Here is a 12,376-nt window from a genome sequence, read left to right as displayed (position 1 = left end):
TCGTCGCCCGGCAGCTTTGTATAGTCAAAAAACATGTCATCGTCCTGTTAAGGAATTATCATAATTGAGAACTGAAATTTGCAGATAAAAAAAGCCTGATGGCAGCTGCAGTTAGTTTTATTATGATAATATTGCTTATCCAAGTGAATTATATTCCTCATCCGAAACCCGTTCCATCCATTTTACCGGGCCTTCGGGCGAGTTATTGGTTATAACGATGTGGGTAAAGCTGCTGTCTTTGGCGGCACCATGCCAATGGACCACATCAACTGGTATTACAACTACATCACCTTTGGTTAATGGCCTTGCGGCTTGCCCTTTTTCCTGGTACCAGCCTTTACCATCAGTAATCAATAAGATCTGCCCGGTAGCGTGGGTATGCCAGTTATTGCGGCAGCCCGGTTCAAAAACTACGTTACCTACACCATAAGTGCCTGTCTGGTCTTTTGGTACTAATATTTTAACCCAGGCAGTACCGTTAAAGTAATCTGCCGAGCCTTGATCCCCTCTTTGGAAAATTTCGTTTTGTTCAGTATTCATGGTATTGTTTTTAAATGATTATTCACATACTTAGCAGGCCGGCATCTAACCTGTCGCCCTGCACATTAATTTTAGCAAGTTCGCTGTCGATCTCTTTCAAATCTTCCGTCGTTAATTCCAGATCAATAGCAAGCTCAGGTTCATACAACCCATTCCTAATGCGGATACTTAAAGTCCGCCGTTCCCAATTTTCTGTATTTCATTCCGTATTTTTCTACTATTAATTACCTACCCTTTTTTGTAAATGTTCGGGGTAGCGCGCGCCTTCAATCTTAATTTGTGAGGCTGCATCTTCAATTTGTTTCAGATCTTCCGTAGTCAACTCAATCTCAGCTCCACCTAAATTTTCTTCGAGGCGGTGTATTTTGGTTGTTCCGGGGATAGGTACTATCCATGGCTTTTGCGCCAGCAACCATGCTAATGCAATTTGCGCCGGTGTAGCCTCTTTTTCAAGTGCTATTTTAGTTAGCAGATTCACCATTGCCTGGTTAGCCACTCTGGCATCTGTTGAAAAACGCGGTACGATGTTCCTAAAGTCTGTTTTATCAAAAGTGGTAGCTGCATTAATAGCGCCGGTTAAAAAGCCTTTACCCAAGGGGCTAAATGGTACAAAGCCTATCCCTAATTCTTCCAGCGTTGGCAAAATTTCGTTCTCGGGCTCGCGCCACCATAAAGAATATTCGCTTTGCAAAGCGGCAACAGGTTGAACGGCATGCGCTTTACGGATAGATGTTACGCCAGCTTCAGACATGCCAAAATGTTTTGCTTTACCTTCCTGTATCAGCTCTTTAACCGTACCTGCCACATCTTCCATCGGCACGTTCGGGTCAACCCGGTGCTGGTAGAAAAGATCAATCCGGTCTGTTTTTAAACGTGTTAAAGATTCTTCGGCAACCTGGCGGATGCGTTTTGGATTACTATCCACACCTTTTGATGAATCACCCTCTTTAAAGCCAAATTTGGTAGCAATAACAATTTGATTACGATAAGGAGCAAGCGCTTCACCTAATAGCTCTTCATTTTTAAACGGGCCATAAGCCTCGGCTGTATCAAAAAAGGTAACGCCTTTTTCTACAGCGGCATGTATTAATTTAATGGCATCCTTTGTTTTAGCAGCAGGGCCGTAACCAAAACTTAATCCCATACAGCCTAAGCCTAATGCAGATACTTCCAATCCGCTGTTTCCTAATTTTCTCTTTTCCATGTTTGTTATATTTATCAGTAAGTAGATGTGGTATGCAAATTCACCAGTTTCCACTGGTTTTTCTTTTTGGTATATACTTCTGTATAAATGAGTTTATAAAGGCTGCCGCCGTTAACCCTAAAGTCGGCTTTTCCTACAAGTACAGCTGTATCGCCATAAGCCTTAACCTTTGCTTCGCGCTGATTAATTCGGTTATAAACAAAATGCTTTGACCGTAGTTGGCTGATCCATTCAGTTTTTGTGGTTTGATGGCCGGTAATATGAATAAATACCAGGTCATCATCAAACAAGTCAGCAATCCGGTCAATTTCCCCCTCTGTTTTCCAGCGAAACTTTTCTAATGATAATTGCAGGATCTCAGCTTCAGTGCTCATAATTTTATTGATATTGTATAGATGCAAAGGTCTGTTTTGATCTCCATCCTGATGTTATACAGATCACTGGTTTACCTACCAATATCACTGTATGTATACCTTTTATTTATTTGGAGCAAGCTCGCCGTACCAGTAAGCAGCTGTTACCCCGCCATCCATCAAAAAATCGCTGCCGGTAATAAATGCGCCATCCGGCCCCATCAATAATGCACCAACAGTGCCTACCTCGTCAGGCGTTCCGGCCCGCCCTGCCGGCGATATTTCCAGCATTCGCCTGTAGCCATCGCCACGGGGTCCTTTCAACTCATCGTTCGCCAACGGGGTAATAATGATACCGGGACTAATGGTATTTACCCGTGCACCACGTTTTCCCCAGCGAACAGCTTCTGCCATTACACGCAGCGAATTGCCCCGTTTGGAGATCTGATAAGCATTCAGCGGATCGGTTACCTGACCGGGCCGAAGAAAAGGAAGTTGAAGCAGCTCATCAACAGGCGTTAATGCTAATGCTGAATTTTGAGCTGCTGAAAGTGCCGGCAAACGGTGCCCGGATTGTGAAGCAATAACAACTGCTGAACCACCTGCTGCTATAACATTGCCAAATTCTTCCAGTACCAATGCAGTTCCATAAAGATCAACATGCAATATAACCTCCGGCGGTGCCTGCGATGGAGAAACGCCTGCCGCATGTATTACACCGGTAATATCTCCGAGTGTCATTGCCAGTTCAACAAGCGTATGAACCGAAGCGCGCGAGGTTACATCTACGGTAGTTGTAGTTACGGTAAAACCTGCGTCGCTTAATGTTTTTGCTGCAGCATCCGCATTTTCCTGCCGTATATCAGCCAGCAACACATGCTTTCCGGCGCTAACCCGCCTAACTATAGCCTGACCGATTGATCCGGCTCCGATTACAACATTTACATTTTTCATTTATATCTTTATTAGGTATTGATTGATGATTGCTTTGGCATAGTACAAAAGTGCGACCTATTATTTTGCTGATTGTTATACAAATCACTGTATTACCTACCAATATCACTGATTGGCCATCCGGCATAAGGCAAACATTAAATGAAGCGTTAACTTTGAATGAGTTAAAGAATAAAAAGATGGAAGACGTAATAAAATTTGACACCGTTGGGCAATATAACGCATTTAACAACAATGAGACGCTGCACCCGCTGGTAAGTGTGATTGACCTTTCCAAATCAAGCAGGAGGCATAATGCACGGCAGAATTTTGGATTTTATACTGTTTTTTTAAAGGAGATTAAATGCGGAAATATAAAATACGGTTGTAACTATTATGATTATGAAGAAGGTACTTTGGTTTTTATTGGCCCCGGGCAGGTGATAGGAATTGAGAATAACGGCGAATACTTTCAGCCTCATGGCACAGCCCTAATATTTCATCCCGACCTGATCAAAGGAACAGCACTTGCAAAGCATATCCAGGACTATTCTTTCTTTTCTTACGATATACACGAGGCCCTTCATTTATCTGAGAGTGAACGAAAGATCATTTTTGACTGCATTGCAAAAATTAAGTTTGAGCTGGAACATGCTATTGATAAACACAGCAAAACCCTGATCGTTTCTAATATTGAATTGTTTCTTAACTATTGTGTCCGGTTTTACGACCGTCAATTCATTACCCGAGAAACAGCGCATAAAGGTATTTTACAACGTTTTGAGGATTTACTGACCGAATATTTTAAAACAGAAAAACCGCAGGATTTAGGGTTGCCATCGGTTACCTATTGTGCCGAACACTTAAACCTTTCAACCAACTACTTTGGTGACCTTATCAAGAAAGAAACAGGAAAATCTGCCCAGGAATATATTCAACTAAAATTGATGGATGTAGCTAAAGAAAAAATATTTGACAAGAATAAATCGGTGAGCGAGATCGCTTATGAATTAGGCTTTAAGTATCCGCAACATTTTACAAGGGTTTTTAAGCAAAGGGTAGGTTATACACCGAATGAATACCGGTCATTAAATTAGTATAAAAGCTATAATCAATTAGCTTGATATTAAAAAGCCAGCTCCACGCCGCTTTTTAAACCTTCGGCATATTTCTCTTTATCAAACTTATAAAGGAACGGCGAACGATGGGCGCCAATTTTTTTTGTTTCGTTGAGTTTGATGATTATCCCTGTTGCCAGCAGCCGTTTGGTAAAGTTTCTGTCATCGAGCGATTTGCCTAAAATGGTTTCATAAAGGCTGTGAATTTCGGGCAGGGTAAATTTTTCAGAAAGCAGCTCATAACCAATAGGGTAATGTGCAATATGTAAGCGCAGCGCTTTTAAAGCCGCAGCAATAATGTCTTTATGATCAAACATCATAGGTGGTAAGTCGTTTATCGGCCACCACTGGCAGGCAGCTTCTAAATCGCCTTTCCTTATTTCTACCTTCGAAAACTCTGTCAAAGTGTAAAAACCTACAGAAACAAAGTATTCAAATATCCACGAATTTGCAGGCACCTCCATTCCGCTTAATGCTGTTAAGTGCGCGGCACTAAAACCGCTGTCGACCGACCGTTGGGGGGTGCCGAAAGAACGGAATTGCTCAAAAAACAGGTCTCTTAACCCTGTCCGGGCAAATGCTATCCTAACAGCGGCTTCTTCAATCGATTCTGTTTTCATGATATAGCCACCGGTTACCGTCCATTTATCTAACGAAAAAGGCTGCTGAAGCAGTACTTTAAGTTCTTTTTCGTGATAACCAAAAATCACATTATCTACCGATACGTTATGTAAATAACTATCCGAATTTTTAAAAAAATCAAGTACCTCTTCCTGAATCATTGCTTTTAAAAACGTTTCCTGGTGTTCAATATTACCTTTTTTACTGCCTGCAAAACTACTTAAACTTCATTGCGTAAAATAAACACAATGAAATTTGGAAGTTAAGTGTAACAACGCTATTTTTATTCCGTCGAATATACGTAATGGATACCATTAAAAATGGTTTTGCCATATTCCAATTAAAAACCAAATTTTAAAACCAATTTTATGAAAAAATTAAACTTAATTTTAGTGTTAGTGCTGGGCCTGTTTATTAGTGTTGGTGCCAGGGCACAGTCAACAGCTAATTATTTCCCGGGTAAATGGGCGGTAACCGTTATGGGTACACCTAATGGCGATTCAAAAATGATTTTTGTTTTTGAACGGAAAGATGGCAAATTGACAGGCGCAGTAAGGGATACAACAGGTAAGGAATTAGCCAAAATTACACAGATTGACGAGAACGCCAAATCAATAACGGCTGCTTTCAACATTCAAAGCTACGATGTTACGCTTACGTTAGACCCCATCGATGACGACCATGTTAAAGGCAGCCTGATTGGGGCATATGAGGCCAAAGGTGTGCGTATAAAAGAAACCAAGTAAATAACCTACATAAAAGAAATGAAAAAATTAGTTTTCGTACCGCTTGCAGCGGCGGCATTGCTTTTTATCGGGCAATCTGTTTTTGCACAGGGCAACTTACCTCAATTTGGTAAGGACCCTATCAAAGACATTATAAAGCACATGACCCTTGAAGACAAGGTAAAAATAGTTGTTGGAAAGGGCTTTTCATTACCCGGCCTCGACATGGGATCGAACGATAAAACTCCTGATAAAATTTTCGCCGTTTCGGGTCATACTATTCCTATCGCAAGGTTTGGCATTCCGTCGGTAAGTATGGCTGATGGCCCTTCGGGCATTCACAGATGGGCCATGACTGCTAAAGACTCAGCAAACAATGCTTATTCTACCGCATGGCCGGTGGGCACATTGCTGGCTTCGAGCTGGGATACTACTTTAATCAGAAGAGTAGGCGTTGCATTCGGTGAAGAGATTAAAGCTTATGGTATTGACTTTATATTGGGGCCGGGTGCCAACATACACCGTAACCCGCTTGGTGGCCGCAACTTTGAATATTACTCCGAAGATCCATTAATATCAGGGTCATCGGCAGCAGCAATTATCAATGGCATACAATCACAGGGTGTGGGTGCTACCTTAAAGCACTTTGCAGCCAATAACCAGGAAACCAATCGTAATTCGGTAAACGAAATAATAAGCGAACGTGCTTTGCGCGAGATTTACCTGCGCAACTTTGAGATTGCGGTAAAAAGGTCGCAGCCCTGGACAATTATGAGTTCGTACAATTTGATCAACGGAACTTATACTTCCGAGAGTAACGATCTGATCACAAAAATACTGCGCGATGATTGGGGTTTTAAAGGTTTTGTGATGACAGACTGGTTTGGCGGCAAAGATGCCGTGGCACAACTGCAGGCAGGTAACAACCTGCTTATGCCTGGTTCGCCTGCACAAATCAAAGCAATAACGGAAGCGGTTAAAAGCGGAAAACTTTCGGAAGCTGTACTTGATAAAAATGTAGAAGGTATTTTAAATGTGCTGCTTAAAACGCTTACCGGCAAAGGCTACGATTATCCTGACAAAGCCGATCTTAAAGCACATGCTGAAGTAGCAAGAACTGCAGCAGCAGAGAGTATGGTTCTATTAAAAAACGCGGGCAATACATTACCTATGCAAAGCGAAGTATCGGTTGCCTTGTTTGGCACGCATGGTTACGATCTTATTACTGGCGGCACAGGCAGCGGCGACGTAAATAAACCTTACGCTATATCACTTGCCGAAGGCCTTGCGCATGCCGGATATAAAGTTGATAAGCTACTTGAAAATAGTTACAGGGATTACCTGAAAGATTATGCTGCAAAGCATCCAAAAAAAGCGATGTTACAGGAAATAATGAACCCTACACCATTTGCCCCCGAATATAAAGTTGACGGTGGAAGTGCCGCGCAAAAGGCAGATGCTACGGATGTTGCAATTGTGTATATAGGCAGAAATGCAGGTGAAGGAAACGACCGTAAAATGGATGGCGACTACGAATTAACGGCCCAGGAAACAGACATGATAAACCAGGTTACCGAAGCTTTCCACGCTAAACACAAACCGGTTATAGCGGTGCTGAATATTGGCGGGGTGATTGATGTTACCACCTTCCGTGATAAAGTTGATGCAATATTGCTGGCCTGGGAACCGGGCGAAGAAGGTGGCAATGCCATTACCGATGTGCTGAGCGGAAAAGTGAACCCTTCGGGCAAACTGGCAACAACTTTCCCGGCAGCCTACAGCGATGTGCCGTCGGCTAAAAACTTCCCGGGTAAGGAATTTCCTGAGAAAGCAACCATGAGCATGATTGGAAGATCAGTACCGGCCGAAGTAACTTACCAGGAAGGAATTTACGTAGGCTATCGTTATTATAACACCTTTAAAGTAAAACCAGCTTACGAATTTGGTTACGGCCTTTCGTACACTAATTTTTCATATTCAAAATTAACTTTAAGCAGCCCTGCTTTCAGTGAGAAATTAACAGTTTCGGTTACCATAACCAATATTGGCAGCAAGGCCGGCAAAGAGGTTGCTGAACTATACTTATCAGCACCGAAAGGAAAATTGGATAAACCATCCGAAGAATTGAAAGGATTTGCAAAAACTAAATTGCTGAAACCAGGTGAGTCGCAAACGCTGACCTTTACACTGGATGCAAAAGCTTTGGCTTCCTTTAATACAGCCCAATCTGCATGGGTTGCAGATGCAGGCGAATACAAAGTTACAATCGGCGCTTCAAGCGAAAATATTAAGCTGGCCAAATCATTTAAACTTGTTAAAACCATTATAGTAGAGAAAGATCACAAGGCGCTTGCACCGACGGTGAATATTGATGAGCTGAAAAGCAATAATTAATAGTGTCCTTTTTGATTATGTTAGGGCGTTGTAATTACTATCTATCAATTTTAAATCATCAATAGCTTGTACAATTAGCACATTCTCAAAACTTTGGCAGAAGGTCACTCAAAAAGAGTGGCCTTTTTGCATAGCGCCCCATTTACAAACTTCTGGCTGCGGGTAAGAGAGTCGCCGATTCGTACTCAGTCTTATGAGTATCCATTATTAGTCCTTTAATATACTGCTCAAGTCTGCTTATTTTATCTGATCATAACTGAATTGAACTTCGTATCTTGAGCGTGGAAGCAACCGGAACAAATTTGAAGCAAGCGGCTTAAAGAATTAAAAGTTTCTTTAATATTCCTAAAATAGATTGTTTTGAAAAAGGTATAATTATCAGTCATTTATAGATAACCTAACTAATAAAATATATAAACATCAATATATAATGCGGGGTGATAAAAGGGTATTAGTTTCTGGCGCCAGCATTGCAGGCCCAACGCTGGCATTTTGGCTGGCTAAATACGGTTTTGATGTAACTATTGTAGAACGTTCAAAATCATTAAGATTAGGGGGACAAAACCTTGATGTGAGGGGTGCCGGTCGTGCTATTACAAAGATGATGGGTATAGAAGAAGAGATTCTGGCTGCGAATACCGGGGAAATAGGCCTTCAGTTTGTAGACAAAGACAATAATGTTAAGGCTGCCTTCCCGAGCGATGGTGCCGGCAGCTTTACAAGCGAAGCAGAAATTTTGCGGGGCGACCTTGTTAATATATTATACAACAAAACTAAAGACGATGTAAAGTATGTTTTTGGTAAATATATAACAGCAATAGATCAGCATGATGACAACGTTGAAGTAACCTTCAGCGATGGCGACAAAGAGGTATATGATTTACTGATAGCTGCTGACGGTGTACGGTCAACCACCAGGTATTTGATTTTTGGCGATGAGCCGGAAATTAAATTTGTTGGGTTATATAACGCCTGGTACACCATTCCTAAAAAAGCAACGGACACCCAATGGGCGCGCTGGTACACGGCAACCGGATCAAGGGTAATGCTGATCAGGCCAGATAATCATGGTACCGTTAGGGCATCATTCAGCTTCCTTTCAAATGACACAAGCATACAGAAGCTATCAAACAGCGAACAGAAAAAGATCTTAAAAGAAAAACTATCAGGCGCCGGATGGGAGGAAGATCGTTTAGCCAAAGAAATTGAAAAAAATAATGATGTATATTTTGATGGCATAAGCCAGGTGCATGCACCCAGATGGTTCAATGGCCGTACAGGAATGATTGGCGACGCAGCTTATTGCCCCACTCCCCTAACTGGTATGGGCACCACGTTGGCTATCGTAGGCGCGTACCTGCTGGCTGGCGAACTGTCACGCCATTATAAGTATAAAGACGCATTTACAGCTTATGAAAAACGTATGCGCCCCTTTGTTAAAAATGTTCAACGCCTGCCGCCGGGCGTTCCATGGCTTGCGCATCCAAAATCTAAATTCGGCGTTGCTGTAGTTAACACCGTCGCCGGGATATTGGCAAGCCAATTTATTAAAAAGGTTGGTAAATTGTTTAGCAGTAAAAATAAGGATACAGCAAAAGACGAAATCGAACTTCCTGATTTTACAACAGCTTAATATCATTATCAAAGTTTGAATTTTGTCCTGTGAAATAAAAGCCTTAAATCGAAAGATTTGAGGCTTTTTACATTTTAGGTCATATTGTTGATAACCACTACCAAACAGGCAAAATCCTAATCCATTTCACACGAAATAAAATAGTTTCATAAAAACTACAATTGTAGTTGTGTAATTACAATAATAGTTTTATAATTGTATATGAAACGATTGAGCGAAAAGGAAGAATCCCTGATGCAAGCGATTTGGCGGTTAAAGAAAGCCTTTGTTAAGGAAGTGCGCGATGAACTGCCCGACCCTAAACCCCATATCAATACCGTGGCAACCATGATGCGCCGCCTGGCAGACAAGGGCTTTTTAAAGTATGAAGATTTTGGCAGTACCTACAGGTACGCTCCCGCCATATCAAAAATGGAATACACCCGCAAATTTGTAAGGCCGCTTTTAGCGGGGCTATTTGGTAACTCCATGAAAAATGTAGTGTCATTTTTTGCCGAAGAGGACGAAGTATCCTTGGATGAGCTGAAAGAGATCATCAAAATGATAGAAGATAAGAACAAATAAACTTAGTGCAATGCAACCATTAATAATATACCTGCTAAAAACCAATGTGGTTATTTCCATACTGTTCCTGTTTTATTTATTGATGCTCAAAAACGATAAATCATTTTGGCAAAACAGGTTCTACCTGCTTTTCAGTTTATTGTTATCCCCGCTTTTACCCTTTCTGCCCGAATTGAGTTTTACTCATTTAGCTACCATTCAGCGCCAGTTAATAACGGTTAATCCTTTAAATAACCTATATACAACTATTGGCCATTCGCAGGCAGTTAACACGCACATTAACACTACTTATATTGCCGATAAACAAGGCTTTACACCGCCCTCGTTAATGCAAATCTTGGTGGGTGCCTACCTATTGGTAAGCCTGGTTTTATTGATCAGATTGATTATAAAATTGATGAGGCTCAGCATCCTGATCAAAAGGACAGACAAAGAATTTAAACACGGTATTTACTATTGTACTTTTGATGGCACGGCCCCGTTTTCATTTTTCAACTACCTGTTTATCAACAAACAGCTTTATAATGACCGCGAATCGCAGCAAATCATTTCGCACGAAAAGGTACATATACGGCAGTGGCATAGCATAGATATACTTTTTGCTGAACTTGTGCATGCTATATTATGGATTAACCCGCTTATGATATATTTTAAACGCTACATCAGGCTTAACCACGAATACATTGCAGATGGCGAAGTAATAAACAGCGGCTTTAATAAAAAGGACTACCAACTCAGCATTCTGCATAGTTCACTTAAACTACTGCAAGGCTACCCATTAATTAACCTCTATAATTCTTCAAAAATCAAACTTCGTATTAAAATGATGAATTTAAAAAAATCGCCAAGCGCCAATGTATACAAGTATGCATTTGTATTGTTACTGGTTACAGCCAGTTATTTCTTAATTAACCCATTAAGTGTAAGTGCGCTCCAAAAAACCGTGAGCGGAAAAAGCACGACTTCTAATGCCGATCCCTTAAAAGCTATTGAGGGTTTATACCGGATGCCAGATAAAAGTGCCTATCTCCAATTATCCGAAGTAAACCACGTTTTAGTGGTTAAACAATTATGGGACGGGGACAAATTTTCATTAAAACAAAAAAGTGAACTTAACTTTATCACCGATGGCGGCGCACCGTTTAAGTTTACCAAAGACAAAGATGGAAATGCGACGCAATTACTGGCTTTTAACCATGACGTTTGGCTGAAAGCAAACGATGGCGACCTAAAGGACCCTGCACTTAATACACAGCAGCTTAAGGCCCTGGAGGGGATTTATCAAAAAGCAGCGAATAAGGCGGTTTACGTACAGATTATTGCAAAACAAAACAAATTGATTGCTAAACAACTTTGGGATGGCAAAGAAACAACAATGTCGGCCCAATCGGATGTTTCGTTTCTTGTTCACGTCGGCTATCTCAGGATCGTTAATTTCAGCAAAAATGACGAGGGTACTGCTACAAAATTCAGTACCTTAAATAAGGATGAATGGAATAAAGTTGACAGCTACCAACCGCCTGTAAGAATAAAATTAGCTATACAGGATCTTAAAAAATTTGAGGGCTATTATGAGTTTAAAGACAGAAAAGGACAGTTTTTACAAATTAGCGCTGTTGGCAATGGTTTAGTTTTAAAACAATTATGGGACAACAGGGAAGTTGCTTTTAAAGCCACAAGCGCCTTAAATTTTTTGGCAGAAGAGAACCCGCAGTTTACCCTTGACTTTACCGCTGATAATGCCGGCAATATTACCCAGGTTTTAGCCTTTGGTAAAGATGTTTGGATAAGAAATGATAACTATCATGCCCCGGTGGAAATAAAATTATCTGCACCGGACCTTAAAAAACTGGAGGGCAAGTATGAGTTTAAGAACGAAAAAGGACAATTTATACAAATTAGCGCTACCGATAGCGGCTTAGTTTTAAAACAATTATGGGATGATCATCAAATTGATTTTGTAGCTACAGATAAGTTAGACTTTTTTTCAAAAAACCAGCCTGGCTTTACGCTCCAATTTACAAGTGATAATGCCGGCAACATAACCCAGGTTTTGGCCTTTGGGCAAGATGTTTGGGTAAAAGCAAATTAGAATTGCATGATTAGTGCAGGAATTATTCTGTAAAACTGCTTATTCAGATCGGGCTATATCAAAGGTAAAATCAAAAGGTCGCCAAATAATACTGTCTTTGAGATCTCTGTGTCTTAGTGCTCTCCGTGGTGAAATTAACCACAGAGTGCTCTAAGAAAGGCGCAAAGAAACACGGAGATTGTCGATTGCAAATATTATT

Annotated in this window: 12 protein-coding genes; 6 read left to right on the top strand and 6 right to left on the bottom strand. The window is 41.0% G+C overall.

All coding sequences use genetic code 11. From position 1 onward, the window contains the following. Positions 1-135: 135 nt before the first annotated feature. From ACQY4U_RS12700 to ACQY4U_RS12680, 5 genes are all read right to left on the bottom strand, one after another. Positions 136-540, bottom strand: coding sequence for a cupin domain-containing protein (locus ACQY4U_RS12700; RefSeq protein WP_428329818.1), 405 nt, complete (start codon positions 538-540; stop codon positions 136-138). A 22-nt stretch (positions 541-562) separates the two neighbouring features. Then, positions 563-688 carry a hypothetical protein gene (locus ACQY4U_RS12695; protein ID WP_428329817.1) on the bottom strand — a complete coding sequence of 42 codons (126 nt, stop codon included), beginning with the start codon at positions 686-688 and terminating at the stop codon, positions 563-565. A gap of 72 nt (positions 689-760) precedes the next feature. Further along, positions 761-1,744, bottom strand: coding sequence for an aldo/keto reductase (locus tag ACQY4U_RS12690; RefSeq protein WP_428329816.1), 984 nt, complete (start codon positions 1,742-1,744; stop codon positions 761-763). Positions 1,745-1,758: 14 nt separating this feature from the next. After that, the gene (locus tag ACQY4U_RS12685; protein ID WP_428329815.1) at positions 1,759-2,118 is read right to left on the bottom strand and encodes a nuclear transport factor 2 family protein; all 360 of its coding nucleotides are present in this window, start codon (positions 2,116-2,118) and stop codon (positions 1,759-1,761) included. A gap of 102 nt (positions 2,119-2,220) precedes the next feature. Next, positions 2,221-3,051, bottom strand: coding sequence for an SDR family oxidoreductase (locus ACQY4U_RS12680; RefSeq protein ID WP_428329814.1), 831 nt, complete (start codon positions 3,049-3,051; stop codon positions 2,221-2,223). Positions 3,052-3,230: 179 nt separating this feature from the next. Between ACQY4U_RS12680 and ACQY4U_RS12675 the strand changes: the two genes are divergently transcribed. Continuing rightward, positions 3,231-4,127, top strand: coding sequence for a helix-turn-helix domain-containing protein (locus ACQY4U_RS12675; RefSeq protein WP_428329813.1), 897 nt, complete (start codon positions 3,231-3,233; stop codon positions 4,125-4,127). 29 nt (positions 4,128-4,156) lie between these two features. Here the strand turns inward: ACQY4U_RS12675 and ACQY4U_RS12670 are convergent, their stop codons facing one another. After that, a complete protein-coding gene (locus ACQY4U_RS12670; protein ID WP_428329812.1) occupies positions 4,157-4,930 on the bottom strand; it encodes an NUDIX hydrolase in 774 nt (257 codons plus the stop codon). Between the two features lie 207 nt (positions 4,931-5,137). On the opposite strand from ACQY4U_RS12670, the gene ACQY4U_RS12665 reads away from it, so the two are divergent. The 5 genes from ACQY4U_RS12665 to ACQY4U_RS12645 all read left to right on the top strand — a co-directional run bounded on the left by ACQY4U_RS12665 (position 5,138) and on the right by ACQY4U_RS12645 (position 12,177). Continuing rightward, positions 5,138-5,515: a hypothetical protein gene (locus ACQY4U_RS12665; RefSeq protein WP_428329811.1), complete on the top strand. Its 378-nt coding sequence runs from the start codon at positions 5,138-5,140 to the stop codon at positions 5,513-5,515. 18 nt (positions 5,516-5,533) lie between these two features. Then, positions 5,534-7,888, top strand: a complete 2,355-nt coding sequence (locus ACQY4U_RS12660) for a glycoside hydrolase family 3 C-terminal domain-containing protein (RefSeq protein ID WP_428329810.1) — start codon at positions 5,534-5,536, stop codon at positions 7,886-7,888. A 430-nt stretch (positions 7,889-8,318) separates the two neighbouring features. Next, positions 8,319-9,521, top strand: a complete 1,203-nt coding sequence (locus ACQY4U_RS12655) for an FAD-dependent monooxygenase (RefSeq protein WP_428329809.1) — start codon at positions 8,319-8,321, stop codon at positions 9,519-9,521. Positions 9,522-9,722: 201 nt separating this feature from the next. Continuing rightward, positions 9,723-10,085: a BlaI/MecI/CopY family transcriptional regulator gene (locus tag ACQY4U_RS12650; protein ID WP_428329808.1), complete on the top strand. Its 363-nt coding sequence runs from the start codon at positions 9,723-9,725 to the stop codon at positions 10,083-10,085. A gap of 10 nt (positions 10,086-10,095) precedes the next feature. Further along, positions 10,096-12,177 (top strand): M56 family metallopeptidase, encoded by a 2,082-nt coding sequence (locus ACQY4U_RS12645; RefSeq protein ID WP_428329807.1) that lies wholly within the window; start codon positions 10,096-10,098, stop codon positions 12,175-12,177. Positions 12,178-12,376 lie beyond the last annotated feature (199 nt).

It is taken from the genome of Mucilaginibacter sp., assembly GCF_965277465.1.
Classification (GTDB): Bacteria; Bacteroidota; Bacteroidia; order Sphingobacteriales; family Sphingobacteriaceae; genus Mucilaginibacter.
Note: the sequence above shows the minus strand (reverse complement) of the source record. Positions and strands in the feature narration are given on the sequence as shown.